The organism is Roseomonas chloroacetimidivorans, from assembly GCF_049629625.1.
Classification (GTDB): Bacteria; Pseudomonadota; Alphaproteobacteria; order Acetobacterales; family Acetobacteraceae; genus Roseomonas; species Roseomonas chloroacetimidivorans.
This window is the reverse complement of the sequence record NZ_JBNBZS010000004.1, coordinates 190280-215079: the sequence shown is the minus strand read 5'-3', so window position 1 is coordinate 215079 and position 24800 is coordinate 190280. Positions and strand designations below refer to the sequence as shown.

Here is a 24800-nt window from a genome sequence, read left to right as displayed (position 1 = left end):
GGCCGACTCAGGCCGCGCGCCGCACCGCCGGCACGCCGCGCAACCGCCCGCCGGGTGTTCCGCCCGGCACGGCCGCGGCGAGATCCGCGGCTTCCAGCAGCCTGCTCCAATTAATGCCTGTCTCCACACCCATGCGGCGGAACAGCCAGGCCACGTCCTCGGTCGCCACATTGCCCGTGGCACCCGGCGCGAAGGGACAGCCGCCCAGCCCGCCAGCCGCGGAATCGAAAACCCGCACTCCGGCATCCCAGGCTGCGGCGACATTGGCCACGCCCATGCCGTAGGTGTCATGCCCGTGGAAGGCAAAGCGCCCACCCCAATTGGCCAGCGCCTTCTCAAACAGACGGCGCACCTGGTCCGGTGAGGCATTGCCCGTGGTGTCGCAGAGCGCGATCTCCATGGACGGATCGAGCGCCGCGATCCGCTCCACCCAGCCCAGCACCTCCTCCTCCGGCACCACGCCCTCGAAAGGGCAGTGGAAGACGGTGGAGAGGTTGAAGCGGATCAGCAGACCAGCAGCCGTCGCCTCCCGCACGATGGCGGCGAGATCGGCAAAAGACTCCTCCCGCGTGCGGTTGAGGTTCGACTTGTTATGACTCTCGGTTGCGGACATGAAGAGGCCAAGCCGCTGCGCGCCGGATTGGGCCGCCAGCTCGAAGCCGCGCCGGTTCGGCACGAGCACCGTGCATTCCAGCCCTGGAAGTTCCAGCGCGGCGCGCAGCACCTCCGCCGTATCCGCCATTTGCGGCACCGCCTTCGGGGAAACGAAGGAGCCGATCTCCATTCGCCTGACGCCCGCCTCGTAGATGGCGCGGACGATGGCGATCTTCGTCTCCGTCGGAACGAAGGGACCGATGGATTGCAGACCGTCGCGCGGCGCGACGTCGCTGATCGTGGCGAACTCGCTCATGGCGTTCTCTCCTTCAGCAGCTCGCCGAATACGTAGTCGTTATGCGCGCCCACGGAAGGACCGGGCCAGCGGACCATATCGCGCGGCGGCAGCCCCTCGAAGCGGAAGGGGGCAGCGGGATGCGGCACGGTCCTGCCGATCAGCGGATCCTCCACATCCAGCATCATCTCGCGCGCCTGGAAATGCGGGTCTTCTACGCAGTCCTTCATGTCGTAGAGCCGCGAGCAAGGCACCTGCACCGCCTCCAGGGCCTCCTGTGCCTCCTTCGCCGTCATGGTCCTGGTCCACTCGGCAATGGCGGCATCCAGCTCCGCCGCATTGGCGCAGCGGCCGGAATTGCTGGCCATGCGCGGATCATCGGCCAGGTCGGGACGGCCGACGCGCGTCATGAGGCGCCGGAAGATGAGGTCGGAATTGCCTGCCACGGCCAGCCATTTTCCATCGGCGCAGGGATAGGTATTGGTCGGCGCGGCGCTGGGCAGGGCGGCGCCCATGGGCTGCCGGATGCGGCCGAGCAGCCCGTATTCCGGCAACATCCCCTCCATCAGCGAGAAGACGGAGGAGACAAGGTCGAGGTCGATCGTGACCCCCTTCCCGTCCGCCTTCCGATCGCGCCCCCAACAGGCCGAGACGAGGGAGAGCGCCGCATACATCCCCGCTAGGTCATCGCTGATCGAAACGCCGCAGCGCGGCGGCGGCAGGTCGGTCTGGCCGGGATTGGCGGTCAGGTGCCGCAAGCCGCCCATCGCCTCACCAATTGCGCCAAAGGCGGGCTTGTCGCGATAAGGCCCGTCCTGGCCGTAGCCGGACACGCGGGCGATGACGAGCCGTGGATTTTCCGCCCGCAGGACATCCGGGCCGAGGCCGATCCGTTCCAGATAGCCAGGGCGGAAATTCTCCACCAGCGCATCGGCGCGGGCACAAAGGGCCCGTACCCGGCTCTTCCCCTCCTCGCTCTTCAGGTCGAGCGTGACGGAGAGCTTGTTGCGGCCATGAATGCTGAACCACACGGCATGGCCGTTCACCCGCGCGCCCCAGTCCCGGTGCGGATCGCCCTCGGGCGGCTCCACCTTGATCACCTCGGCGCCGAGATCGGCCAGTAGGCGGGTGGCGAAGGGGGCAGCGATGTAATGGCCCAGTTCCACCACCCGCAGCCCGGTCAGCGGCAGGCGCGGGTCCTCTCGCGGCGGGGTTAGCGGGATCGGACCGGCATCATCCGGCATGGGCATTCCTCCTGCGTCGGCAGGGGATGTTCCCCGGCGGGGCAGCGGTGGCAAGGGGGGGTCGGAAGAGCCGTGATCCGGTCGCTCTGGCCACGGGCATGGAGGACGCGTTGGCCCCACCTGGGCGGAGACGCGAGATACTTCGGCGGCAGCCGGGGCTTCGGCACGCCCGCCGGGGAAAGCTGGGCTACCCCCGCCGCAGCGCCACGGCCAACCCGGCCAGGCTGAGCAGGAGCCCGGCCAGAAAGACCGGCATGTGCTGGTTCCCGAATGCGGCGAAGAGCCAGGCGAAGCCATAGCCCGTAACCGCCTGGGCCGCCGCATAGACGGCCGTGGCGCGGGACCAGAAGCGGCCCGTCGCCGGCCCGGCCTCCGCCCGCAGCCGGCCCAGCGCGACGGCGGTGATCCCGATGCCCGAGAAGCCGGAGAGCAGGGCAGCCGGCAGCACCGCCGCCGGATGCGGAACCAGCGCGAAACCCAGCCCCGCCACCTGCGCCCCCATCCACAGCGCCATGGCCCATCGCCCCAGCCGGTCCACCGCGCGCCCGCCCGTCATGGTGCCAAGCGCCGCGCCCACCCCGAATAGCGCCCAGACCAGCCCGCCAGCCGAGAGCGCCATTCCATGCCCGCGCACCGCAAGATCCGCGAGGTAAACCATCGGGGCCGCCATGCCCGCAGCAGAGAACCCATAAGCAAGGATCAATGTGCCGGCGAAACCGCCCGGTGCTGCCGGGCTCGCCCCCGCCGCATCTGGCAAGCTGGGCGGATCAGGCCAGGACGGATGCGCGAAGGCCCAGAGTGCCGCCGCCAGAAGGCCGGAGCCGAGCCAAGTGGCCGCCACCCCGGCCGAGAGCAGGAGCGGAACCACGATCGAGACAAGGATGATCCCCGCCCCGACCCCGGCGATGACGATGCCGCCTGCCTGGCCACGCCGTCCCTCGGGCGTGACGGCCTGCACCGCGGGGCCCGCCAGGGAAATCGCCAGCCCGCCCGCGATTCCGGCCATTCCGCGCCAGAGAAGCAGCCAGAAGAAGCCGAACGGCAGCGCGCAGGCCAGCAGGGAGATGGTGGCGAAGGCCATGCCCAGGTCGAGCGCCCGCCGCACGCCCAGCCGCGCGCCGGCGGCTGGTGCCGCCAGTGCCCCCACCAGATGCCCGGCCAGGGTCGTGGCGCCGAGCGCCCCCGCCTGCCCGCCATCCACCCAGCCCCCTGCGACGAGAGCGGGAAAGAGCGGCACATAACCGAAGCGGGCCAGGCCGATGGTGGAGAGAAGCGAGGCGGCGCCGGCCAGGGCCGGACGAAGCGCCGACGGGGCGCTCACCCCCCCGCATCCTCCGCCGGGGCGGCGGAAGCCACAGCGGGAGGGACGGCAGGCTGGGCCAGCCCAGCATCCAGGGTGATAGTGGCCGAAAGACCAGGGGGCTCGCAGCCGGGACGCGCGTCCTCCAGCACCAGTTCCCCGCCATGCAGCCCTGCCACCGCGCGCACGAGGGAGAGGCCGAGCCCATAGCCCGGCGTGGTACGGGCGTTGTCGGCACGGAAAAAACGCTCCCCGGCCCGGGCGCGATCTGCGATCGGCAGGCCAGGCCCCTCGTCGGCCACGGTGATCCGCAGTTCGGAATCCGAGCTGGCCGCGGAAAGGCGGATCGTCCCGCCCTGCCCGGTGAATTTCACGGCGTTGTCCAGCAGGTTCGCCACCGCTTGGAGCAGCAGGTCGCGATCACCCGTCAGGATCAGGCTGTCCGGAAGCTTGGTCTCCAGGACCACGCCGCGCGCCTCGGCGATTGCCTCATAGAGCTCCGCCGCATCGGCCAGGAGCGGAACGAGGTCGAGCCGCGCGAAGGCGGCGCGGCGGGCGCCAGCCTCCGCCTCGGTGATCCGCAGCACGGCCTGGAAGATGCGGGTCATGCCATCAAGGTCGGCGATGCCCTGCTCGATCGCACGGCGCATGGTCTCCGCATCGCCATCCAGCGCCTCCTCAAGCCGGGCGCGGGCGCGGGCGACGGGGGTGCGCAGGTCATGGGCGATGGCATCGGACACACCACGGATGCCCGTCATCAGCGTGCCGATCTGGTCGAGCATGGCGTTCAGCGTGCGGCCCAGGCGGTCAAATTCATCTTCGCGCCCCGAGATCGGAACCCGCTGCGAGAGGTCGCCTCCAGCAATGGCGGTGACCGTTTCGGCCGCAGGCCGCAGACGCTGCTGCAGGGCGCTGCGCAGCAGCAGTGCGCCGATCAGCGCCATCAGGCAGGAGGCGCTGGCAGCCCAGCCCAGCCCCCGCCCCAGCAGCTCCCGCAGCCGCAGCCGCTCCTCGACGTCACGCCCGACGATCAGCCGGTCCCCATTGGGAAGGTCGGCGCGATACAGGCGCGCCTCGGTCAGCAAACCCTCCCGCAGCAGCGGCGCGCGCAGCCAGCGCAGCGCCTCGGCCTCGGGCGGCGGGCCGTCCAGCTCCTCCGGCGTGGTGTCGAGATTGCCGGCGATGTGACGCCCGGTGGAGTCCGTCAGGCGGTAAAGATCCTGGTCGTCGGTGTCGCGCCCCAGGCGGGCCTCGATCGCCTCCTGCACCCCAGCACGGCCAGCGGTGCGGAAGCGTTCGGTCAGTGCCCCGACATCGGCGCGGATCGCCAGATCCGTCTGCCGGTCCAGGCCACCCGCCGTGTTCCACCAGACGATGCCCGCAAAGGCCACGCCGCCCAGCAGGAACATGACGGCGAAGAAGACGGCGAAGCGGAAGCCCGCGCTGTCGACCAGCCGGATGACGGGAGCCCGGCGGACCCGCTCGATGGGCATGGCGCTACGAGGGCTGGTCCTCCGACCGGATCATGTAGCCAGCATTGCGGACCGTATGAATCAGCGGCTTGTCGAAGCCGCGGTCCAGCTTCTGCCGGAGGCGGGAGACATGCACGTCGATCACGTTGGTCTGCGGGTCGAAGTGGTAGTCCCAGACCTTCTCCAGCAGCATGGTGCGGGTCACGACCTGGCCGGCATGGCGCATCAGATGCTCCAGCAGGCGGAACTCGCGCGGCTGCACGTCGATTCGCTTGCCTCCGCGCGTGACGGAGCGGGAGAGCAGGTCCAACTCCAGATCGGCCACACGCAGCTTCGTCGCGGGCGCCTCGGCAGCGGGGCGGCGGCCCAGGGCCTCGACCCGTGCCAGCAGCTCCGCGAAGGCGAAGGGCTTGGTCAGGTAGTCGTCGCCGCCCGCCTTCAGGCCGCGCACGCGCTCATCCACCGCGGAGAGGGCAGTGAGAAAGAGAACGGGCGTGCGGTTGTCCTGCGCCCGGAGTGTCTCGACCAAACGCAGACCATCGACGCCGCCGGGCAGCATCCGGTCCAGCACCAACAGGTCGAAGGGCTCGCCAGCGGCGGCGAAAAGGCCGTCCTTGCCATTGTCCCGATGCTCGACACTATGGCCGGCCTCGGTCAGGCCCTTGCGGACAAAACGGGCGACCTCGGGATCGTCCTCCACCAGAAGAATTCGCACAGCACGTCCCTGGCTCTCGATTGCGGGCCGGCCTTTGGCAGGCCCTCCTGCTCCATAGCGTCATGCGCGGGAGCCGCGCGCAAGATGCTCCAAGTCCGGCCTGCCCCGCACGACGCGCCGGGCCGGACGGGCACAGGGGCAGGCAGAGCTAACTTCCAGGCCCTGGTCCGTCCCTCCGTCGCGGCCTGCGGCCTATTGCTGCGGCACGCCGGTTCCCGGCGGCCGGCGGCCCACCTGCACGTTGATGTCCTGGCTCCGCCCCTCCCGCAGCACCGAGAGTCGCACGCTTTGCCCCGGCGCGATGCTCGCGATGCTGCGGATCAGCGCGCGGGAGGTTTCGATCCGCTCGCCATTCAGGGCCGTCACCAGATCACCCTGGCGCAGCCCGGCCCGGGCGGCGGGGGAATTGCGCTCCACGCCCTGGATCTGCACACCGCGCCGGCCACGCGGGGCCTCGCTGCCCACATCCTGCACGGCCACGCCCAGCCAACCACGCTCCACGCGTCCATCGCGGCGAAGTTGCTCGATCACGCCCTTGGCCAGTTCGGAGGGGGTGGCGAAGCCGATGCCGGCGCTGGCACCTGAGGGAGAGTAGATGGCGGTGTTGATGCCGATCACCTCGCCCGAGGTGTTGAAAAGCGGCCCGCCGGAATTCCCGGGGTTGATCGCGGCATCGGTCTGGATGAAGTCGTCAAAGGGCCCGGCCCCGATCTCGCGCCCACGGGCGGAGACGATGCCGGAGGTCACGGTGCCGCCCAGGCCGAAGGGGTTACCGCAGGCCAGCACCCATTGCCCGACGCGCACGGGCGAGGTGCTCCAGGGCACGGCCGTCAGCGGCACGCGGGATTCGATGCGAAGCAGGGCGAGGTCCGTCAGCTCATCCGTGCCGACCACCCGCGCCGGGTGCTCGCTGCCATCCTGGAGGGAGACGACAACCCGGGCCGCCGAGCCGACCACGTGGTTATTGGTCACGACATAGCCAGCCGGATCGATGATGAAGCCCGAGCCCGCGCCCTGAACCTGCTGGCGGTTACGGCGCTCCCGGAAATACCGCTCGAAGGGCGTGCCGCGCAGCTCGGGCGGAATCTGGGTGGTCTGCTCGCCAATGACGGCGATATTCACCACGGCCGGCAGCACGGCCTGGGCGAGATCCGCGAAATCGGGAACCGTGGTGAAGCGGGGCGTGGGGGTCTGAACCTGGGCCTGCGCCCCGGCGGGCGTGCAGCCGGGCGCGATGGCCAGGGCCGCGAAGCCGCACAGGGCGGCACGGCGGGGCAAAGGCTGATGCATGTTGGCTTCTGGCTCTCCGGCGATTCGGCGAGGAAATATCCTCTCATAGAGAGGGAATGATCCCGGCGCGTTCAAGGCATCAGCTTTGCTGCGAAGGGTCTTCCGGCCAAGCGTGCCTCGGATAGCGGCCGCGCATCTCCCGCCGCACCTCCGCCCAGCCGCCGCGCCAGAAGCCCCCCAGATCCGAGGTAACGGCGATTGGCCGCCCGGCCGGGGAGAGCAGCGAAACCTGCAGCGGGATGCGCCCGCCCATCAGCGGCGGAGGGGCGGCAAGGCCAAAAAGATGCTGGGCGCGGGCCTCCAGGGCCGGCACCTCGCGGTCATAATCGATGGCGGCGGAGCGGCCCTCCGGCAGGTCCACGCGGGGCGGCAGCTCGGTGTCCAGGCGGCGCTGCAATTCCCATGGCACCAGGGATCGGAGGATGGCGCTCGCATCCAGGCCCTTCAGCTCCGAGAGGCGGGTCAGGCCGTTCAGATACGGGGCGAGCCATTCGGCGGCAGCGCCCGCCAGGGCGGTATCCGACACATCCGGCCAGGGCGCGCCCTCCGTCGCATGGGCCCAGCGCAGCCGGGCACGGAGTTGGATGGCGCCCTTGGTCCAGTCCAGGTCGCGGAAGCCACGGGAGGCGGCGGCGCGGGCCAGGGCCTCGGCCACCAGGGCCGGGTCGGCATGGGGAAGGTTGGATTCCTCCAGCACCAGCGGGCCGAAGCGCAGGCGCTTGCGGGCGACCACGGCATTGGTTCGGGTATCAAACTCCGTCACCTCCTCCCGCACGAAGCGGTCGGGGAAGCGGGCTTCGAGGGTGGCGCGGTCCAGCGGCGCGGCCATGCGGATACGGGCCTCGGTGCCCGCCAGCTCCAGCGCGGCGACCGCCAGCAGCGGCGCCTTCCGTAGTGGGTCCGTGGCGGTCAACCGGGCGCCCTGGCCGGAGGACAGGCGGAAGGCGCCCTCCATCGCGCCGCGCCGGGCCGCGATGCGGTCGGGAAAGCCAGCAGCCAGCAGGGCTGCGGGATCGCCCTCTGGCTGGGTGCGCTCGGGGATGGAAAGGCGGCGGCGGTGGAGTTGCGCGGTGCGGCGGATGCGCTGGACCGTGGCGCGGTCTGCCTCCGGATGGTCGCCGCCGCGCAGCAGGTCCAGGCGCAGGTTGATGTCGCTGGGCGCCTCCCGGTTGCGGATCGGGTCGCGCTCCTCCAGCAGGGCGGCAAGGTCAGCGGCGAGCGCCCCTTCCTCCGGCGTGCGCGTCTCCACCATCACCCGGGCCAGGCGAGGATGGGCGCCCAGGCGGGCCATGCGGCGGCCGGTGGGGGTGATCCGGCCCTGCGCATCCAGCGCGTCGAGGTCATGCAGCAGGGTGCGGGCAGCGGCCAGCGCACCCTCCGGCGGCGGGTCGAGGAATGGCAGCGCCCGCGGCTCGGCGCCCCAGGCGGCGCAGTCCAGGGCGAGGCCGGAGAGTTCGGCCTCCAGCATCTCCGGCCGGTCGGCCAGCGGCAGGCCACGATGCAGCGCCTCGGTCCAGAGGCGGATGGCGACACCGGGCTCGGCACGGCCCGCGCGCCCAGCACGCTGCTCGGCAGCGGCGCGGGAGATGCGGACGGTGGCCAGGCGCGTCAGGCCCGTGGCGGCATCCAGGCGCGGGGCCCGGCGGAAGCCGCCATCCACCACGATCCGCACACCGGGCACGGTCAGTGAGGTTTCGGCGATGGAGGTGGCCAGAACCACCTTGCGGCGGCTGGAGGGGTTGAGGGCCTTGTCCTGCTCGGCCGGCGGCATCTCGCCATGCAGCGGCAGCACATCGGCAGCCACCCCGCCTAGGCGCTCGGCCGTGCGGCGGATCTCGCCCCAGCCCGGCAGGAAGGCCAGGACGTCGCCGGGGTGGTCGCGCAGCGCCTCGCGGATAGCGCCGGCCATGGCCTCCGGCAGGTCGCGCGGCTCCTTGATGTCGCGGGGACGGTGGAAAATCTCGACTGGGTAGGCGCGGCCGGCGCTTTCGATCACCGGCGCGTCCAGCAGGCCCGCGAAGCCCGCCGCGTCCAGCGTGGCGGACATGGCCACCAGCCGCAGTTCCGGCCGCAGCTCCCGTTGCAGGTCCAGGCAGAGGGCCAGGCCGAGATCAGTATCGAGATGCCGCTCATGGGCCTCGTCGAACAGGACGGCCGAGACGCCCTCCAGCCCCGGATCAGATTGCAGGCGGCGAACCAGCAGCCCTTCCGTCACCACCTCCACCCGCGTGCGGTCGGAAACGGCCCGGTCCAGCCGGGTGGAAAGGCCGACCAGCCCGCCCGGTGACCCTTCCCCCGCGAGATCGGCCATGCGGCGCGCGGCGGCGCGGGCAGCGACGCGGCGGGGTTCGAGAACCAGGATCTTGCCGGTGGCCCAGGGCTCACTCAGCAGTACCAGGGGCACGATGGTCGTCTTGCCCGCGCCCGGCGGGGCGACGAGCACGGCATTGGAGGCCTCGCGCAGGGTAGAGAGGAGCGCGGGCAGGGCCTCGGAAACTGGAAGTTCGGGCAGTTGCATGGCCGCGCCGGTCTCGGGGGCGCGGCCCGGCTTGTCAAACGGGGCGGGGCCGGCCGCTCGGGTGAACACCTAATCGGGGAGGACGGCAATGGGTGGACAGCAGACCTTCAGGGATAGCGAGCGAGCAGGACCGTTGGCGCCCCGTCCAGCATGACTTCACGCTCTGGCGCGAAGCCCAGGCGCTCCAGCACTCGCCGCGAAGCTGGATTAGCCGGGCGCACGAGGCCGATGACCTTGCTGGCCTGCAAGGGGCCGAAGGCTATCAGGAGAGCTTCGGCTGCCAGTTCAGAGGCATAGCCATGCCCCCAGGCAGCAGGGTGTAGGTGATAGGATATGTTGAGCGCCTCGAAGCCCGTCTTTCTGGTCAGCCCTCCGAAGCCGATCAGCGCACCTTTCTGCTCAATAGCCCACCGCCCGAACCCATGCCGTTTCCAATGGCCCATTTCTCGGTCGAAGCGGGCGGCAGTGACGTCAGCGGAGTCTGGTTCAGGATGCGGGCGGTGCGCCACTAGCTCTGGGCGAGAGAAGAGATCCACCATGAAGTCGAGGTCAGCCAGGGTAGGACGCCGCAGTAGCAGGCGGGGTGTCCTCCGCTGTGCAGCTGTCGAAAGGTCGTGGGTGCTGCTCATCCTACGGTCATGTAATTCACTTCAACTCTGAAGCCGTAAGCGTCTCGGTTCAAGACATGCTCATGTCCGGTTTGGGTCGAGAGTAGCCCTCCTGATTGGGTTTACCCTAGGCCTTGCTGGGCTTTTCCTCCGCCGGATCACCCTCGCTGGGGCCTTTGGCAGGCGGCTCGCCGGTCCACTCGTCGGTGAGCATCCCCTGCTCCTTGCTGAGCTGGTCCAGCGCGCCAGGCGAAGGCGGCCGGGGGATATAGGCCTCGGAGGCCTGGTCCGCGCTGTAATCGGCCTTGGGGCCTTCCGGCGGTCGAGCAGCCATGCTGCGATCCTCCCTCCTGGCGTGTCCGTCTAGAACGCGCCAACGGTACCGGAAGTTCGCGCCCTGCGAGGCTGTGGCGCTGCGGGACAGGGAAACCAGCCGATGAGCCAGCACATCCAGACGATCAATGGCGCCTGCCATTGCGGAGCAGTGCGCTTCCGTGTGTCGTTGACCGACGGCTTCCGCACGGCCCGCCGCTGCAACTGCTCCTATTGCCGGATGCGCGGGGCGATCGTGGTTCCGGTGGAGCGCGCCGGCATCGAGATCCTGGCGGGGGCGGACCGGCTGAGCACCTATCAGTTCAATACTCGGACGGCGAAGCACCATTTCTGCTCGGTTTGCGGCATCTACACGCATCACCAGCGCCGCTCGAATCCCAACCAGTACGGCATCAACGTCGCCTGCCTGGAAGGCGTCAGCCCCTTCGACTTCCCGGAGGTGCCGGTGAATGACGGGGTGAACCATCCCGCCGACAATCCCGCGGGGCCCCGGATCGCCGGGGTGCTGCGCTATTTCCCTGAGGGCGCGGCAGGTTCCTGACCCTCAGCAGGAGGCCATGGCGCGTATTCACTGCGGTCCTGGCTCATGCCTGCGGCTCCCGGGCGCCCGGAAGCGGCTGCCAGGCCACGGCCTCCGCGGCGGCGTGGCTGGCCATCGCCTCCGTCACCGTGCCCCGCGTTTCCGGCATGGCCAGCCAGAACAGGAGGCCCCCCAGAGCGGCAATCCCTGACAGGGAGAGGAAGGCGGTGTCGTAGCCAGCATGCACGACAATCTGGCCCGCCAGCGCCATGCTGATCACGCCGCCGAGCTGGTGCACGGTGCCCACCACGCCCTGGGCAGCCGCGAAATGCCCGCTGCCCCGGGTCAGATCCGCCACCACCACCGGGAACAGCGCGCCGATCAGCCCCGCGCCAACCCCGTCGAGCAACTGCACCCCGATCAGCCAGACCGAGTTGTCGGAGAGGGTATAGAGCACCCCGCGCAGCACCAGCGCGACGAAGGCGGCTAGGAGCAGGGGCTTACGCCCCCAGGCATCCGCCCGCGCGCCGGCCAGCGCCGCCACAGGCACCATCACCGACTGCGCGGCGATCGCGGAGGCCGCCGTGAGCGTGATTCCCTGCCCCGTGTTCTGCAGGGCGAGTTTCTGCGAGACGAGCCCGAGCATGGAGGCATTGGCCAGGTGGAACAGGGCGCCGCAGGCCGCGAAGATCAGCAGGGCCCGGGAGGAAAGCAGCACGCGCCAGGCTGAAGGCCGCATCGCATGGGCCTCATCGCCTGGCAGCAGGCCCCGGGCCACATCGTGGTCGATGGCGTTACGGGGAACCGCCGCCGCCGCCGCCACGCTGGCCAGGGCGGTGAAGCACATCGTCCAGAACAGGACCGAACTGCCGAAGAAAGGCGCGGTGACCAGGATCAGCAGGCTGATCGCGCCATCCCCCATATGGAACAGCGACTCAGTCCGCCCGGCACGATGGGCGAAACGCTCTGGCCCGACCACGCCGAGCCCGATGGCTGCGAGGGTGGGCCCGATCGTAACCCCGGCCAGCGCACCGATCAGGCCGGCGATCACGACCGGCCAGAAGCGGGGCGCGAAAGGGATCACAAGACAGGACGCCGTCACCATCACGACCGCCCCCGCGATCAGCGCGCGCTTGGCCCGCACCGCATCGACGAGAGCCCCCATCGGGGCCTGCGACACCAGCCCGGTCAGCCCGCCGATGGTGAGCGCGGTGCCGATGCTTCCCGCGTCCCAGCCATGTTCGGTCATGAGATAGACGCCGAGGAAAGCGCCGAGACCGTAGCGGGCATCGGAGACGAAGAAGCTCAGCACGTCCAGCGCGCGCTCGGCGCGCTGTTTCTGCCGCATGGACCGCCCTCCCTGGCTGCCCTCCGGTCCGGTCGAAGGGCCCTCCCAGAGAAGCTAACCGGCTCGGCGCCGTGACGTTTCAACCTGCGGCTCACCGGGCGGAACCCGGTCGTCCCTGCCTCGATGCGACAGGGTTCCGATCGGGCGCCGCCCCTGGGCAGCGGGGGCATGGCTGCCCAACTGCGCCTCCACACAGGTATGAGGACCAACCCATGCAGAAGCGCCCGCTCGGCCGATCCGGCCTGGAGATCGCCCCCCTTGTCTTCGGCGGCAATGTCTTTGGCTGGACCATCGATGAGCGCACGAGCTTCAGCCTGCTGGACGCCTTCGTGGATGCCGGGCTGAATGCCATCGACACGGCCGATGTCTATTCCCGCTGGGCGCCGGGCAACCAGGGCGGGGAATCCGAGACGATCATCGGCAATTGGCTTCGCGCCAATCCCGGCAAGCGGGACAAGGTGCTGATCCTCACCAAGGTCGGCTCCGACATGGGCCAGGGTCACAAGGATCTGTCGGCCAAGTGGATCGAGAAGGCGGTGGAGGACTCGCTGCGCCGCCTGCAGACCGATGTGATCGACCTCTACCAGTCCCACTGGCCCGACCCGAACACGCCGCAGGAAGAGACGCTGCGTGCCTATGAAAAGCTGCTGAAGGCGGGAAAGGTGCGGGCCATCGGCACCTCCAACTACGACGCTGCGCTGCTGGCGGAGTCTTTCAAGGTGGCCAAGGAGAAGGGCCTGCCGCGCTACGAATCCCTGCAGCCGCAATACAACCTCTATGACCGCTCCAGCTTCGACGGCGAGTTGCGCGATCTGGCGATGCGGGAGGGGATCGGCGTGATCACCTATTACTCCCTCGCCTCCGGCTTCCTCTCGGGCAAATACCGCTCGAAGGAGGATCTTTCGAAGAGCAAGCGCGGCGCGGGGATCGAGAAGTATCTCACCGACCGCGGCATGAAGATCCTGGCGGCGCTGGACGAGGTGGCCGGGCGCAACGATGCCAGGCCCGCCGAGGTAGCGCTGGCCTGGGTGATCGCGCGGGAGGGGGTGACGGCCCCGATCGCCAGCGCGACGAGCCTGGAGCAGCTGTCCAGCCTGGTGCGCGCGGTGAACCTCAAGCTCTCGCCGGAGGATATCCGGGCGCTGGATGCGGCCAGCGCCTGAGCCACGTGTTGCGGGGGATGATGCATCGGTCCTATGCCACGCCGATGCGCGCCCTCGCCCTCCTGCTGGCCATCCTGCTCGCGCCCCTCACAGCGCATGCTGTGGAGAGCGATGCGGTGGAATCCCCCCGCGCCCGCGTGACGCTGGTGGCGGAGCAGGCCGCCGTGGCGCCCGGGCAGCCCTTCCGCCTGGCGCTGCGGCAGGTGCTGGCCAAGGGCTGGCACAGCTACTGGACCAATCCGGGCGATGCCGGCGAGGCGCCGGTGCTGGGGCTGAGCCTGCCGGATGGCGGGCAGGCCGGGCCGATGGATTTTCCGGCCCCGCTTCGCATCCCCTACGGCCCGCTGGTGAATTTCGGCTATCTGGGAGAGGCGGTCTTCCCGCTTACGGTCACGCCGCCCGCTGATCTCCAGCCCGGTCGCCTCTACACGATCGAGGGCACGGCGCGCTGGCTGGTCTGCGCCGATGTCTGCATCCCCGAAGAGGGTAATTTTCGCCTGGACCTGCCGATCGAGGCCGCGCCGCGCCCCGATCCGGCCATGGCCGACCTGTTCCGGCATGCCGAGGCCGCCCTCCCCCGTCCCTCCCCCTTCGCGGTGCGGGTGGGGTTCGAGGGCGCGCGCGGCGCCATCGAGATCGCCGGCCCCGGCCTCGTTCCAGGCGCGGTGAAGGAGGCCTTCTTCTTCCCCGATGAACTGGGCGTGCTGGACAACACGGCGCCACAGACCCTCTCCGTGCGGGAAGGCGCGCTGGTGCTGTCGCTGACCCGCGCGCCCAATGGACGCGAGCCTCTTCACCTCTCCGGCGTGGTGGCGATCACCGACGCGGCGGGGGTTCGTAGCGCCTATACTGTCTCGGCAGAGCCCAGCGCGATGCCGGCGCTCCCCCGCAGCGCCCCGGGCCTGCCGCTCTGGCAGGCAGCGCTCTGGGCCGCGCTGGGCGGACTGATCCTGAACCTGATGCCCTGCGTCTTCCCGATCCTGGCCATGAAGGCCATGGCGGTGGCGCGGCTCTCCGGCGCCTCGCGCGCCGCGGTGCGGAGTGAGGCCCTGGCCTATGTCGCGGGGGTGGTGCTCGCCTTCCTGGCGGTGGGCGGGGTGCTGGTGGCGGCACGGGCCGCGGGGCTGGCGGCGGGATGGGGCTTCCAGTTCACCTCGCCGGTCTTCGTGGCGGCCATGGCCTGGCTGATGCTGGCCGTGGGTTTGAATCTTTCGGGCGTCTATGCCGTGCGTGGGCCGGCCCTGGGCGGGGCCCCCGGGGGGCATGGCTGGGGCAGCTTCGGCACGGGCGTGCTGGCCGTGGCGGTGGCGACGCCCTGCACCGCGCCCTTCATGGCGGCGGCGCTGGGCGCAGCCCTGGCCATGCCGGCTGTCGCGGCCCTGGCCGTTTTCGGCGCAATGGGGCTGGGCATGGCCCTGCCCCATGCGGCGCTGGCCGCCTTTCCCAGCCTGGCCCGGCTTCTGCCCCCCCCGGGCGCCTGGATGGAGCGGCTGCGGCAAGCCCTGGCCTTCCCGATGTATGGCGCCGCGGCATGGTTGGCCTGGGTGGTCTCCGTACAGTCCGGGCCGGATGGACTGGTCTGGCTGCTCGGTGGCGCGCTGCTGGTGGGCTTCGCTGGTTGGGCCCTGGGTGTGGCGCAAGCTTCGGGGCGGTCGCGCTGGATCGGGCGCGGCGCGGCCGGGCTGGCGGTTTTGGCCGCGCTGGTCCTGCTGTCACGGGTCGAGGCCACGGCGCCTGCCGCCACCCGCACGGAAGCGGCGGGCGAGACCTGGTCGGAGGCACGGCTTGCCGCGCTGCGCGCGGAGGGCCGGCCGGTCTTCGTGAACCTGACCGCTGCCTGGTGCATCACCTGCCGGGTGAATGAGCGTGTGGCGCTGGAGACGGAGGCCGTGCGTGCCGCCTTCGCGCAAGCCGGTGTAACCATGCTGACCGGCGACTGGACGCGGGGCGATCCCGCCATTACCGCTCTGCTGCGCTCCCAGCGGCGGGAGGGCGTGCCGCTTTACCTCTTCTATCCCGCGAAGGGGGGCGATCCGGTGGTCCTGCCGCAGATCCTGACGGAGCGGATGGTGATCGAGACAATCTCGGCAGGGCGTGAGGGTGCCAGGCCGGCAGCGTGACGTGGCGCCGAAGGGCGCTATGCTGAGATGTCCCCCCTTGGCGGAACGGTAGACGCAGGCGACTTAAAATCGCTCACCCGTTGGGGTGTGCCGGTTCGAATCCGGCAGGGGGGACCATCCATGTCACACCACCAGGGGGAAGCGCACGGTGATGCTGGTGCCGCGCTCTGGCCTCCCGTACTCGACATCGCCACCAAGTTGCTTGGCGAGCAGCCGAAGAAGTTCGAGTCCCTGCCCCCCACCAGCTCGCCGGGCACCGAGCACGGCGGGATCGGTGCCACGCCCTTCATCAGCGACGGTGAGCGCCGCCTCGGCAAGCCTCTCATCGGTGTGGAGCGAGACACGGACCGTGCCCTCCTCACCTTCGGGATAGGCATGTTTTACGGCGTTGGTGACCAGTTCGTTGACCACGAGACCAGCCGCAACGGCCTTGTCGAAGGGCAGGACGCAAGGGTCCAGATCGACGTCGAAAACGACCCTTCCGCCGAGACTGAGTTCCAGGCTGCTGAGAAGTGCCTGCAGATAGCCCGCGAGGTCGGTGCCCGTTCCATCGGCGAGGCCACCGTCCTCCGCGCCTGACAAGCGGTCCTGGGCGAGGCCGATGGCAGTTACACGCTGCATGAGCGTCTCCAGCCGGGCTGCGGCACGCGCATCCTGCTCCGCACTCGCGGACCGCCGCTCCCGTCCGAGCATGGAGACGACGAGGGCGAGGTTGTTCTTGGCCCGGTGCTGAAGCTCGCGAAGCAGCATGGCGCGCCGCTCGGCCCGCACGGCGATCTCGGCCGCGGCGGCCTCTACCTGGGCGACGGCTTGGCGGCGCTGCAGGGCACCGGCAACAAGGGCCGCCATCGCCTCCAGGAACTCTATGTCGGCCTCGCCGAAATGGTTCGGCTCCTCGCTGTCAGCCTCCAGCGTGCCCCAGACGATGCCATCGAAGCGGATGGGAACGTTCAGGAGCGAGACGATTCCATGCTCCTCGATCACGGGATGCTGGCGGAACTCGGAGCTTTCGCGGATATCGTCGATCAGCACGGCCTGGCCGGTCTGCAGGGCGCGGCCGGGGGGTGAGGCAGTGTCGATGCCGAAGCGAGCCTTGCCGATGACACCGGGCCGCCAACCGAAGCCGGCCTCCGCGAGCAGGTCGCCGAGTTCAGAGCGGTAACGCATGATCTTCGTGTGTCCAACGCCGGTCGCGCGCGCTGCCTGGCCCACCGCGCGTTGGAGCAGCAGCTTGATCTCAAGGTCTTCGAGCGCGATCCGCCCGAAATCTCGCAGGATGCGCTGATGCAGGCGCAGGCGCCCTGCTTCCGTCTCTAAGCCGGACCCCACCAGGTTTTCGCGATGCTTCGAAGGCATGTTGCGTGAACGAGCCAAGAGGGGAAATGTTCAGGCCGTGCCCCAAGCTTTGATGGAACTGGTGTGGCCGTCAGGCTCCCGGCCGGCCAGCTTTGACGGAAGAGGACACCCGAACCACCAACGCCTCCAGTACCCTCGCCGAATGGTGCCGGGACCGTCGGCAAGGTCTCCACACCGTTCCACGCGAAGCCGCAATAGCTTCCCATCCTTCGAAACCGATGAAGTGTCATGCTGTTACAGTGGCGCTGCTTCAACCAATCGGAGGAGGTTTCATGCGTCATCACCGGACCAAGACCGCTGCCCTCGCGGCGGTTATCGCCTGCACCCTGGGCAGCGCCGCCATCGCTCAGACCACCGCGCCTGGCGGTACGACCGGCCCGGGCGCCGGTGCCGGCACGACCACCCGGACTGACGACCGCGGTTTCGACTGGGGCCTGCTTGGCCTTCTCGGGCTGATCGGCCTTGCTGGCCTGTCAGGCCGGAACCGCGCCACGACCACCTCGACCATGAACAGGTGATTCTTGCTGGCGGGAGGGCTGGTTCGCCTTCCCGCCATCCTCCGCTTACCAATGTGCGCAGGACCAAGACCGGGCAGGAGCTTACGCCTTCCAACCGGACACCTGCGCATTGCCTTAAAGGGTTTCGGCCACCACCACTTGGCTAAGATGACGGGCTGAAATCATCCCGTCATCCCATTCCGGGCACCTCCAATTCGCTGCAGCCGCCGGAAGGAGGCGCGTCGTTCCGGAAGGACCACTGACAGCGCTGCCTTGCCGATGGACCGGCTGCGTCACTTTCCTGCCTTTCCGCGTTACGCAGATGGATTGCGGACGGGAGGGAGCCATGCAGGAAGAAAAAGATCAGGACCGTATCAGGGAACGCGCCCACGCTTTGTGGGAGCAGCAAGGGCGTCCGGAGGGCCGCCACGAGGAGCACTGGCTCCAGGCCGAGCAGGAACTCAGTTCCGCGGGGGCGCCAGGGGCCACGGGCCCCGCAACAGCTACGGGGCAGGCCAATCTCAACCCGGGCGACGATGCTCCGCCGGGCACGCCCGGCACGGGGGAGGATGTCTGTCCGGTGTGCCAGGGTTCCGGCCGTGTCGAGAACCGGGCCTGCGACGCCTGTGGCGGTACCGGCATCGTCACCAAAGGGGTCGCTGGCGGCTGATATCCGGGTGGCGGGCTGCCCCATGGCGCCGCGCCTGCGGCTCGGGGCGGCCCACCAGCTTCGATGCGTGCCTACTGCGCCGAGGCGCTCTGCACCGGGGTCAGCATGCCCGGCTGCACGGAGGCGAGGCTGCCATGCACCCAACCCTCCGGCCCGTTCTCGCCCACCTGATACCAGCCGCCCGGCGCTGTGCCGTAGATGCTCAGCACCGAACCCGTGCGGGCAACGCGCAACACCGCGCCACCGCCATTGGGCGAGGAGCGAATATTGCCGTTCTGGCGCATCGTCAGCGTGCCGTTGAAGGACTGGCTGTCCGCCGGCCGCGCGGCGGCGGTCACGAGGTCCGGCGTCTTAGGCGGCTCCGGCACCACCTGGTCAAGAAGCGGCAGGCCGCTGGGCAGGGGCGGCGCCGGCTGGGCGACCTGGATACCGTCAGCACGGGTCACCGGCCCGCCGCCATCGAAGCAGCGGCTGACCATTTCCACATAGACCCGCGTCGCCTCGATATTCGTGCGGGCGACGTGCTGCTGCACCTCCATCCCACCATTCGTGGCCTTCACGACGGAGACGAAGGGGATGAACACACCGCTTCCCACCACCGTCGCCTGGCCGCAGACGGCATAGGTATCGGGCATGGCCTGGCGATAGGTTTCCACGGCGCGGAAGCGCAGCGCCTCGGGATCGCGCGCGATGTCGCGCACGCGCGCCTCCGCCGCGGTCCGTACCCGCTCCATCCCGCCCCGATCCGCCACCGGCGCCCCTTTGGGCGGCGCCTCTTCCAGGCACCCGCCGAGGGCGAGCAGCACGGGTGCCAGCAGTCCGGCGACAAAAACTTCCTTGCGTATCATCGCGCTTCACCGGCCTCTTGCATCGGGGTGAGAACGCGCGGGCCGTGCCTGCCTCCACTTCACGATGGCGTGGCATTATCTTGCGGCAAGATGGTTCCGCACGACGCAGCGAAAGCTGCTGGGCCGCGCAACCCTGCGCGTCCTTCGCTGCATGACCAAGTGTGGAGGTGGCCGATGCCCCAGGATGACCCGCGGATGCTTCTCGTCGTGGTGGATACGGTCTGCCCGTGGTGCTGGGTCGGCAAGCGGAGGCTGGACCAGGCGATGGCGATGCTGGCCGGGGAAGGGCTGCGCCTCGCCCGGCAGTGGCATCCCTTCCAGCTCAACCCCGATATGCCGCCGGGCGGGATGCCGCGCGCCGAATACCGGGCGAAAAAGTTCGGCAGCGTCGAGCGCGGGCGGCAGCTCGATGCACGTCTTGCAGCCGAGGGCGCGAAGGATGGCATCTCCTTCGATTTCGAGCGCATCGCCGTCAGTCCGAATTCGCTGGACAGCCATCGCCTGATCCGCCTGGCAGCGCTGGAGGGCGATGCCGCGCTGGCAGACCGCGTGGCCGAGGCAATCTTCTCCGCCTATTTCGCGGAAGGACGCGACATCGGCGACAAGGCCGTGCTGGCGGCGATCGGCGATGCCGCCGGCCTGCCGCCGGGCCGCAGCGCCGCCATGCTGGCCAGCGAGGACTATGCGGCGGAGGTGGCGCGCGACGCTGCCCGAGCCCAAGGGCTGGGCGGCGTGCCGGCGGTGATCCTGGACCGGCAGCTTATCATCTCGGGCGCGCAACCGGCCGAGGCCATGGCGGAGGCGATCCGCGCGGCGCTGCGCGCCATGGCCTGACGGCCTTTCAGGCCCCGTCCGCCGCGCGATAGGCGCGCCCCTTCCATCCGGCCGGGCGGCCAAGGGCGGACCGGGCCAGCGCCGTCCATTGGATTGCCAGCGCCACCGCGACGGTCGCGGGATGAAGCGGGATCGTCCAGGATGGCTCGCGCGCGCGCCAGGTGATGGCTGCACGGGTGAGGTAGCTCAGGACCAGGGCCGCGCCAGCCAGCGGCGACGGTAGCAGCAGCCAGGGCAACAGGTGGCCGCCCGCCAGCAGCACGGTCCAGACGGGCAGGCCGATGGGGGTCGCCATGCCTTCCCGTGCGTTCTTCAGGAAGCCGTTCCATGCCTCGCGGAAGCCGCCATACATGCGGCAGGTGGCGAGCGGAGCGCCGTTCACCACTTCGGTGCGGTGCCCGGCAGTACGCAGGTTGCGGGCCAGGGCCAGCCCATCATGCAGGCGGTGGCGAAAGGCGGCATGCCCCCCCACGGCCTCGTAGGCGCCACGTTCCACCAGGATGAGTTGGCCGCAGGCGGCGGCCATGGCCGGATGCATGGTGAAGGCGCGGCCGGCGCCGGGAAGATAGCCCAGCATCAGCAGATTGATGGCGGGAACCGTCAGCCCTTCCCCCAGGGTGCCTATGACCTGGCGCGGCACGCCGGTGACGAGCGCGATATCCTGCGCCTGCGCGTGACCGGCCATACGCGCCGCCGTCTGCGGCGCTAGGCGCACATCGGCGTCGATGAAGAGCAGATGTGTTCCGCGCGCGGCCTCCGCCAACCGGGCGCAGGCATGGACCTTGCCGGTCCAGCCGGGCGGCAGGGGAGGCGCGTGCAGCAGGCGCAGGCGCGGATCACTGGCGGCGCGGGCCGCGACGATCGCGGGCGTGGCGTCGCGCGATCCGTCATCCATCACCAGAACCTCCACCTCCACGCCCGCGCTGGCCAGGGCGGCGTCAAGGCAGGCCGCGATGTTGCCCGCCTCGTCCCGCGCGGGAATGAGGATGGAGACGAGGGTGCCGGGCGCGGGTGCTCCTGCCGCGCGGCCCAGCAAGGCGAAGTTTGCGGCGGCCATGCTGGCCGGGAAGGCGGCGATCAAAAGCGCCAGCAGGTCCATCATCGGGTGCGTCCGGCGCGTCGGGCGTGGCGTGGGTCGAAGCGGCGGCCACGCAGCAATGCGGTGAAGCGGCGCCAATGATCGTAGATGCCGCCCATTCCCTCTGCCCCCTCGGCCACGACCACGAAGCGCGCAGGATCCCGGGTGATGGCCTCGGCGGTCAGGCGGTCCATGGTTTCCGTCAGCGCCTCGCGGATGCGGGCCTCGCGCGCCTCGCGATCCAGGGTCAGCAGGTCGCGCGCCTCCAGCGGAGTGCCGAAAGCGGCCAGCATTTCCGCCCGCGGCTCGGTCCAGAAGACGTAATCGAGCGCGAGCGGCAGGACCACCGCATCGGGCGTGATCTCCGGCAGGCGCGTCACGCCCGGGGCGATGACCACGGGGCGCTCCCGCACATCCTGGAAGCGGCCGGGCGCGTTCATCCAGAGCATGGCGCGCGGGGCGGCCAGCACCTCCGCCGCGGTGCGGAGGAAGGCCACGGCGCCGCGCGGGCCGGGCTCGATCCCGAAGACACCGAGGCGGCGCATGAAGCGGTATTTCGCCAGCGCCGCCGCCTCCATCGGGATGAAAACCTGGCGCGTGGGGAAGAGCCGCGCGGAGAGCAGCATGAAGGCCACGCCGTCCCACCAGGACGGATGGTTCGCCAGCACGATCAGCGGCCTGCGGCCATTATCGGCGGGCAGTCCCCAGGGCGGGACACGCAGTGCCCCCATATGGCGGCGGAAGAAGCGTGTGAACACGACGTGGAAGAAGGCGTAGAGCCGTGCATCCCGCAGCGCCAGGGGCGACGGCTCCGCCATGCCGCTACTCGGCCGCCTGGGGGAGGAGTGCGTCCCGGATGCCAGCGCGCCGCGCCTCCGCCGACATGCCACGGCCGCCCATGTCCTGGTCCATCGCATCGGCCGCGATCCAGCCGGACATCATCACCATCGGCATGCCCGGCCCGGGATGCGCGGCACCGCCGGCGAGGTAGAGGCCCTTCACGGCGCGGGAGCGGTTGCCCGGCTTGAAGGCGCCCATCCAGGCACCGTGCGAGGCAAGGCCGTAGATGGCGCCATCCAGCACCTTGTAGCGGTCATGGATGTCCTGCGGCGTCAGCGCGCGCTCTACCACGATGCGCTCCTCGATATCCTCCATTCCCGCCGTGCGCTTCAACTTGTTCAGGATGACCTGGCGGTATTCGGGCAGCATCTTCGACCAATCCTGCCCGGGGCGAAGATGCGGTGTATGGACGAGAACATAGAGCGCTTCCCCACCATCCGGCGCCACTGAGGGATCGGTGCCAGAGGGCGCTGCCAGATAGGCGGTGGGATCGGGCGCCGGAACACCCTTCTTATAGATCGCGTCGAACTCCTCTTCCGCATCACGGGAGAAGACGAAGTCGTGGTGGGCCAGATGCTCGTAGCGGCGATTGAGGCCGAGATAGAGCACAACGCCGGAGCAGGCGGGCTCGAAACCCTTCTTCTCGTATTTCCGGCCGGTCCTGCCGCCCACCAGCTCCTTGTAGGTGCGGATGGCATCCATGTTGGAAATCACGGCATCGAAGGGGATGGTCTGCCCTTTCGCCACCACGCCCGCGACGCGCGTGCCGTTGTCGCGCAAGTCGAGGCCCGTCACCTCCGTGTTCGGGCGCAGCTCCGCGCCGAGGGATTCCGCGAGCTTTGCCAGCCCCTCGGCCACGGCGCGCGTGCCGCCCACGGGATACCAGATGCCCTCGCTCGCCTGCATGTCGCCGATGCTGTTGAGAACGGCAGGAGCGAGGTAAGGGGAGGAGCCGACATACTGGCAGTAATGGTCCAGCATCTGCGCCAGGCGTGCATCCGGCACATGGCCACGGATCACCTTGGCGACGGTCTTGCCCATCCCCAGCGCCATCACGTCCTTCAGCGTGTCGGATCGCATATTGGCGCGGAAGTCGATCGTGTCGGTCAGTCCTTCCACCGACTTCCAGAAGAAGAAGCCTTCCGAGATCCGGTGCAGGTTCTCGGACATCTTCTGGAATTCGCGATAACCGGAGCCATTGCCAGGCGCGAAGGCGTCCATGTCCCGCGCCATCTGCTCGACATTCTCGCGCAGGTCGATGCGCGTGCCGTCGTCGAAAAAGCAGCGCCATTGCGGGTCCAGCCGGATCAATGGCAGGTCGCGCGCCTGCTCCCGCCCGGCTTCCGCGAAGATGCGGCGCAGCACACGGGGCACTGTCAGGATGGTCGGGCCCATGTCGAAGCGGAAAGTGCCGCCATTGCGGCCGCCGGGCTCAGAGGGCGCATCCAGGTGAAGCACCGCCGCCTTGCCGCCCAGCCACTCGTTCTTGTCGAACAGCGTCACCTCATGCCCGCGCGCCTGGGCAACGCAGGCCGCTGCCAGCCCGCCCAGGCCGCCGCCGATGACCGCAATCTTCGCCATGGTGCTCAGATCCTCGTCGAGACAGGTGCGTGGCCGAGGTCACGCAGCAGCAGGCCGGCGCTGATCCGCGCCCCTTCATAGATCACGGGCAGGCCGGAACCGGGATGAGTGCCCCCGCCCACCAGATACAGGCCCTGCGTGTCGCCGAAGCGGTTGCCGGGCCGGAACATGAGCATCTGCCGAAGGTCATGTGCCAGGTTGAAGGTGGCGCCATAACCCACGGCGAACTCATCCCGCCAGTCGCGCGGCGTCACCACCTTTTCGAACCGGATGCGGGATTCGATGTCCCGCACGCCCAGCGCGCGCAGGCGGTCCAGCGCCAGTTGGCGGTAATGGCGCGTATCGGCCTCGGTCCATTCATGCCCATGCGTCAGGTTCGGCACGGGCACCAGAAGATACAGGCTGGAATGGCCGGGCGGCGCCATGGTCGGGTCCGTCGCCACGGGGTTGTGCAGGTAGAGCGAGGGGGTGTCGGGCACCGTGCCCTGCTCGATTTCCCGGATGTTCCGCTGGTAATCCTCGGAGAGCAGGACGGTGTGATGCCCGAGATCCGGGAACTCACCCTCCACCCCGAGATAGAGCATGAAGGTGGAGCAGGAATAGCGGGCCTTTCCGATCCGCTGATCCGACCACTTCCGGCGGATCGCATCCGGCACCAGCCGCGGCATGGCATGGGCGAAATCGGCGTTCATCACCACCCCATGGGCGGGGATGTAGGAACCACCGGCTTCTACGCCCGTCGCGCGGCGCCCGTCGAAGGTGATGCGGTCCACCGGGGTTTCCATCCGGAACTCGACGCCCAGATCGCCCGCCACCCGCGCCATCGCCGCCGCCACGCTTCCGCAGCCGCCGCGCGGGTGGAACACACCGTGCTCGTATTCCAGGAAGGAGAGAATGGTGAACAGGCTGGGGCAGCGGAACGGGCTCATCCCCAGGTATTTCGACTGGAAGGAGAAGGCGAGCCGCGTGCGCGGGTCACGGAAGTGGCGGCGCAGATCGGTGTCCACCGAACGGCCGGGCCGAAGCAGCGGCAAGGCGCGCAGCATGTCGGCGCCCATCACATCGGCCGCCCGGGTGAAGGCGCGCTCCAGCACCGGGCGGAAGGCCGCGAGCTTGCGGCGGTTCTCCTCCATGAAGGGACGAACCCCAGCCGCATCGCGCGGGTCGAGCTTCGCCACCTCCGCCTCCATGCGCGCCAGGTCAGGCGTGGCGTCGAGCGCGACATTGCCGGCGGCGCTCTCGAAGATCAGGCGGTACTGAGGGTCGAGGCGGATCATCTCCACCTCCTCCTCCAGCTGGGCACCGCATTCGGCAAAAATTTCCGCCAGGATGCGGGGATAGAGGAAGAAGGTGGGGCCGAGATCGAAGCGATACCCCCCCGGTGCCTCGATGGTGCGGCTGCGGCCACCGATCACCCTGTCTTTCTCCAGCACCGTCACGCGCAGCCCGCGTGCGGCCAACAGCATGGCGGAGGCAAGCCCGCCCGGGCCCGCCCCGATGACAACGGCATGCGGCCGTTCGGGACGCAGGGCGGGGCGACTGAGGGCGTTCATCGGACTCCAACGGGCTTGGACTG

The 24800-nt window shown here is 69.6% G+C and carries 22 protein-coding genes and 1 tRNA gene; 7 read left to right on the top strand and 16 right to left on the bottom strand.

Translation table 11 applies throughout. The annotated features are described in order from the left end of the window. Window positions 1-7 precede the first annotated feature (7 nt). The 9 genes from ACO1BU_RS04950 to ACO1BU_RS04910 all read right to left on the bottom strand — a co-directional run bounded on the left by ACO1BU_RS04950 (window position 8) and on the right by ACO1BU_RS04910 (window position 10370). Window positions 8-910 carry a hydroxymethylglutaryl-CoA lyase gene (locus ACO1BU_RS04950; RefSeq protein WP_424134800.1) on the bottom strand — a complete coding sequence of 301 codons (903 nt, stop codon included), beginning with the start codon at window positions 908-910 and terminating at the stop codon, window positions 8-10. Further along, window positions 907-2133 (bottom strand): CaiB/BaiF CoA transferase family protein, encoded by a 1227-nt coding sequence (locus ACO1BU_RS04945; protein ID WP_424134799.1) that lies wholly within the window; start codon window positions 2131-2133, stop codon window positions 907-909. Before ACO1BU_RS04945 ends, ACO1BU_RS04950 begins: the two co-directional genes overlap by 4 nt. A 187-nt stretch (window positions 2134-2320) precedes the next feature. After that, window positions 2321-3454, bottom strand: a complete 1134-nt coding sequence (locus ACO1BU_RS04940) for a YbfB/YjiJ family MFS transporter (RefSeq protein WP_424134798.1) — start codon at window positions 3452-3454, stop codon at window positions 2321-2323. Next, window positions 3451-4926, bottom strand: a complete 1476-nt coding sequence (locus ACO1BU_RS04935) for a sensor histidine kinase (RefSeq protein WP_424134797.1) — start codon at window positions 4924-4926, stop codon at window positions 3451-3453. Before ACO1BU_RS04935 ends, ACO1BU_RS04940 begins: the two co-directional genes overlap by 4 nt. Window positions 4927-4930: 4 nt before the next feature. After that, a complete protein-coding gene (locus ACO1BU_RS04930; protein ID WP_424134796.1) occupies window positions 4931-5620 on the bottom strand; it encodes a winged helix-turn-helix domain-containing protein in 690 nt (229 codons plus the stop codon). Window positions 5621-5812: 192 nt separating this feature from the next. Beyond that, entirely contained in the window at window positions 5813-6910 is a 1098-nt protein-coding gene (locus ACO1BU_RS04925) for a trypsin-like peptidase domain-containing protein (protein WP_424134795.1), read from the bottom strand. Window positions 6911-6989: 79 nt separating this feature from the next. Then, window positions 6990-9428, bottom strand: a complete 2439-nt coding sequence (gene hrpB / locus ACO1BU_RS04920) for an ATP-dependent helicase HrpB (protein WP_424134794.1) — start codon at window positions 9426-9428, stop codon at window positions 6990-6992. Window positions 9429-9535: 107 nt separating this feature from the next. Further along, window positions 9536-10057 (bottom strand): GNAT family N-acetyltransferase, encoded by a 522-nt coding sequence (locus tag ACO1BU_RS04915; protein ID WP_424134793.1) that lies wholly within the window; start codon window positions 10055-10057, stop codon window positions 9536-9538. Window positions 10058-10163: 106 nt separating this feature from the next. Continuing rightward, a complete protein-coding gene (locus ACO1BU_RS04910) occupies window positions 10164-10370 on the bottom strand; it encodes a hypothetical protein (protein WP_424134792.1) in 207 nt (68 codons plus the stop codon). Window positions 10371-10472: 102 nt separating this feature from the next. Here ACO1BU_RS04910 and ACO1BU_RS04905 point away from each other — a divergent pair, with 102 nt between their 5' ends. After that, window positions 10473-10910 (top strand): GFA family protein, encoded by a 438-nt coding sequence (locus tag ACO1BU_RS04905; protein WP_424134791.1) that lies wholly within the window; start codon window positions 10473-10475, stop codon window positions 10908-10910. A gap of 43 nt (window positions 10911-10953) precedes the next feature. On the opposite strand, the gene ACO1BU_RS04900 is transcribed toward ACO1BU_RS04905, so the two are convergent. Further along, window positions 10954-12237 (bottom strand): MFS transporter, encoded by a 1284-nt coding sequence (locus tag ACO1BU_RS04900; protein ID WP_424134790.1) that lies wholly within the window; start codon window positions 12235-12237, stop codon window positions 10954-10956. 212 nt (window positions 12238-12449) lie between these two features. On the opposite strand from ACO1BU_RS04900, the gene ACO1BU_RS04895 reads away from it, so the two are divergent. From ACO1BU_RS04895 to ACO1BU_RS04885, 3 genes are all read left to right on the top strand, one after another. Continuing rightward, complete coding sequence (locus tag ACO1BU_RS04895) at window positions 12450-13400, top strand: aldo/keto reductase (RefSeq protein WP_424134789.1); 951 nt, start codon at window positions 12450-12452, stop codon at window positions 13398-13400. Window positions 13401-13417: 17 nt separating this feature from the next. Beyond that, window positions 13418-15520 carry a protein-disulfide reductase DsbD family protein gene (locus ACO1BU_RS04890; RefSeq protein WP_424134788.1) on the top strand — a complete coding sequence of 701 codons (2103 nt, stop codon included), beginning with the start codon at window positions 13418-13420 and terminating at the stop codon, window positions 15518-15520. Window positions 15521-15551: 31 nt separating this feature from the next. Next, a tRNA-Leu gene (locus tag ACO1BU_RS04885) sits at window positions 15552-15637 on the top strand. 6 nt (window positions 15638-15643) lie between these two features. Here the strand turns inward: ACO1BU_RS04885 and ACO1BU_RS04880 are convergent. Continuing rightward, window positions 15644-16876, bottom strand: coding sequence for a sensor histidine kinase (locus tag ACO1BU_RS04880; RefSeq protein WP_424134787.1), 1233 nt, complete (start codon window positions 16874-16876; stop codon window positions 15644-15646). Window positions 16877-17148: 272 nt separating this feature from the next. Here ACO1BU_RS04880 and ACO1BU_RS04875 point away from each other — a divergent pair, with 272 nt between their 5' ends. Next, the gene (locus ACO1BU_RS04875; RefSeq protein ID WP_424134786.1) at window positions 17149-17394 is read left to right on the top strand and encodes a WGxxGxxG family protein; all 246 of its coding nucleotides are present in this window, start codon (window positions 17149-17151) and stop codon (window positions 17392-17394) included. A 325-nt stretch (window positions 17395-17719) separates the two neighbouring features. After that, complete coding sequence (locus tag ACO1BU_RS04870) at window positions 17720-18043, top strand: DUF2934 domain-containing protein (protein WP_424134785.1); 324 nt, start codon at window positions 17720-17722, stop codon at window positions 18041-18043. 71 nt (window positions 18044-18114) lie between these two features. Here ACO1BU_RS04870 and ACO1BU_RS04865 read toward each other — a convergent pair whose 3' ends face one another. Then, window positions 18115-18891, bottom strand: coding sequence for an SH3 domain-containing protein (locus ACO1BU_RS04865; RefSeq protein WP_424134784.1), 777 nt, complete (start codon window positions 18889-18891; stop codon window positions 18115-18117). 174 nt (window positions 18892-19065) lie between these two features. Between ACO1BU_RS04865 and ACO1BU_RS04860 the strand changes: the two genes are divergently transcribed. Next, window positions 19066-19725, top strand: coding sequence for a DsbA family oxidoreductase (locus ACO1BU_RS04860; protein ID WP_424134783.1), 660 nt, complete (start codon window positions 19066-19068; stop codon window positions 19723-19725). A gap of 7 nt (window positions 19726-19732) precedes the next feature. Here the strand turns inward: ACO1BU_RS04860 and ACO1BU_RS04855 are convergent, their stop codons facing one another. From ACO1BU_RS04855 to crtI, 4 genes are read right to left on the bottom strand one after another with little or no spacing between them, the layout of a single operon-like run. Continuing rightward, window positions 19733-20827, bottom strand: coding sequence for a glycosyltransferase family 2 protein (locus tag ACO1BU_RS04855; RefSeq protein WP_424134782.1), 1095 nt, complete (start codon window positions 20825-20827; stop codon window positions 19733-19735). Continuing rightward, window positions 20824-21621: a lysophospholipid acyltransferase family protein gene (locus tag ACO1BU_RS04850; RefSeq protein ID WP_424134781.1), complete on the bottom strand. Its 798-nt coding sequence runs from the start codon at window positions 21619-21621 to the stop codon at window positions 20824-20826. The genes ACO1BU_RS04855 and ACO1BU_RS04850 overlap by 4 nt, the downstream gene beginning before the upstream one ends. Window positions 21622-21625: 4 nt before the next feature. Further along, a complete protein-coding gene (locus ACO1BU_RS04845; protein ID WP_424134780.1) occupies window positions 21626-23224 on the bottom strand; it encodes a phytoene desaturase family protein in 1599 nt (532 codons plus the stop codon). Between the two features lie 5 nt (window positions 23225-23229). Continuing rightward, window positions 23230-24777: a phytoene desaturase family protein gene (gene crtI, locus ACO1BU_RS04840; protein ID WP_424134779.1), complete on the bottom strand. Its 1548-nt coding sequence runs from the start codon at window positions 24775-24777 to the stop codon at window positions 23230-23232. Window positions 24778-24800 lie beyond the last annotated feature (23 nt).

Bases quoted from the DNA above. Each gene is read 5' to 3' on its own strand.
- ACO1BU_RS04950 (WP_424134800.1), bottom strand. From the start codon at position 910: ATGAGCGAGTTCGCCACGATCAGCGACGTCGCGCCGCGCGACGGTCTG.
- ACO1BU_RS04945 (WP_424134799.1), bottom strand. From the start codon at position 2,133: ATGCCGGATGATGCCGGTCCGATCCCGCTAACCCCGCCGCGAGAGGAC.
- ACO1BU_RS04935 (WP_424134797.1), bottom strand. From the start codon at position 4,926: ATGCCCATCGAGCGGGTCCGCCGGGCTCCCGTCATCCGGCTGGTCGAC.
- ACO1BU_RS04925 (WP_424134795.1), bottom strand. From the start codon at position 6,910: ATGCATCAGCCTTTGCCCCGCCGTGCCGCCCTGTGCGGCTTCGCGGCC.
- hrpB (WP_424134794.1), bottom strand. From the start codon at position 9,428: ATGCAACTGCCCGAACTTCCAGTTTCCGAGGCCCTGCCCGCGCTCCTC.
- ACO1BU_RS04915 (WP_424134793.1), bottom strand. From the start codon at position 10,057: ATGAGCAGCACCCACGACCTTTCGACAGCTGCACAGCGGAGGACACCC.
- ACO1BU_RS04910 (WP_424134792.1), bottom strand. From the start codon at position 10,370: ATGGCTGCTCGACCGCCGGAAGGCCCCAAGGCCGATTACAGCGCGGAC.
- ACO1BU_RS04905 (WP_424134791.1), top strand. From the start codon at position 10,473: ATGAGCCAGCACATCCAGACGATCAATGGCGCCTGCCATTGCGGAGCA.
- ACO1BU_RS04900 (WP_424134790.1), bottom strand. From the start codon at position 12,237: ATGCGGCAGAAACAGCGCGCCGAGCGCGCGCTGGACGTGCTGAGCTTC.
- ACO1BU_RS04895 (WP_424134789.1), top strand. From the start codon at position 12,450: ATGCAGAAGCGCCCGCTCGGCCGATCCGGCCTGGAGATCGCCCCCCTT.
- ACO1BU_RS04890 (WP_424134788.1), top strand. From the start codon at position 13,418: ATGATGCATCGGTCCTATGCCACGCCGATGCGCGCCCTCGCCCTCCTG.
- ACO1BU_RS04880 (WP_424134787.1), bottom strand. From the start codon at position 16,876: ATGCCTTCGAAGCATCGCGAAAACCTGGTGGGGTCCGGCTTAGAGACG.
- ACO1BU_RS04875 (WP_424134786.1), top strand. From the start codon at position 17,149: ATGCGTCATCACCGGACCAAGACCGCTGCCCTCGCGGCGGTTATCGCC.
- ACO1BU_RS04870 (WP_424134785.1), top strand. From the start codon at position 17,720: ATGCAGGAAGAAAAAGATCAGGACCGTATCAGGGAACGCGCCCACGCT.
- ACO1BU_RS04865 (WP_424134784.1), bottom strand. From the start codon at position 18,891: ATGATACGCAAGGAAGTTTTTGTCGCCGGACTGCTGGCACCCGTGCTG.
- ACO1BU_RS04860 (WP_424134783.1), top strand. From the start codon at position 19,066: ATGCCCCAGGATGACCCGCGGATGCTTCTCGTCGTGGTGGATACGGTC.
- ACO1BU_RS04855 (WP_424134782.1), bottom strand. From the start codon at position 20,827: ATGATGGACCTGCTGGCGCTTTTGATCGCCGCCTTCCCGGCCAGCATG.
- ACO1BU_RS04850 (WP_424134781.1), bottom strand. From the start codon at position 21,621: ATGGCGGAGCCGTCGCCCCTGGCGCTGCGGGATGCACGGCTCTACGCC.
- ACO1BU_RS04845 (WP_424134780.1), bottom strand. From the start codon at position 23,224: ATGGCGAAGATTGCGGTCATCGGCGGCGGCCTGGGCGGGCTGGCAGCG.
- crtI (WP_424134779.1), bottom strand. From the start codon at position 24,777: ATGAACGCCCTCAGTCGCCCCGCCCTGCGTCCCGAACGGCCGCATGCC.